Source organism: Brevundimonas sp. ZS04, from assembly GCF_001956865.1.
Taxonomy (GTDB): Bacteria; Pseudomonadota; Alphaproteobacteria; order Caulobacterales; family Caulobacteraceae; genus Brevundimonas; species Brevundimonas diminuta.
In genome coordinates this window covers 1-453 of the sequence record NZ_MTHE01000049.1, presented here as the reverse complement: position 1 = coordinate 453, position 453 = coordinate 1, and the positions used below count along the sequence as shown (strand labels likewise).

The following is a 453-nucleotide window of genomic DNA, read 5'->3' as shown; positions in this document are numbered from 1 at the left end:
GTTCACGATCGCTCGGCAGCAGTTCGGCGAGGCGGATCGCCGTGGTGCCGGCGTCGATGATGATCGATCCCGAATCGGGGAGTTCGTCGAGCGCCAGGGTGGCGATCTCGAGCTTCTCGGACGTGCGCACGCCTTCGCGATCGGTGACCGGGCTGGCCAGTGCTGCCCGTTCGACCGGGATGGCGCCGCCGTGCGCTCGGCGGACGAGTCCGCGGCGTTCGAGGCTGGTCAGGTCGCGCCGGATGGTCTCGGGCGTGACCTCGAGCAGCTCCGCGAGTTCGCGGACGTCGACCCGGCCGTGGGCGCGGGCCTGCTCGAGGATCGTCTGGTGTCGTTCGGGTGCGTACATCGAACTCCATTGTCCTTGAGCCATTAAGCGAACACAAACAAATGTCTGTTTAGATAGTTTTATCTTTGAAAGTGTTTGTTTGTCAACGCATTTCGTTGTACGGT

The 453-nt window shown here is 62.7% G+C and carries 1 protein-coding gene; it reads right to left on the bottom strand.

Annotation, left to right across the window (positions count from 1 at the left end):
- Window positions 1–349, bottom strand: a 349-nt coding sequence (locus tag BJP32_RS16705) for a DeoR/GlpR family DNA-binding transcription regulator (RefSeq protein WP_143255506.1), incomplete at its 3' end; no start/stop codon positions are given.
- Between the last annotated feature and the right edge of the window lie 104 nt (window positions 350–453).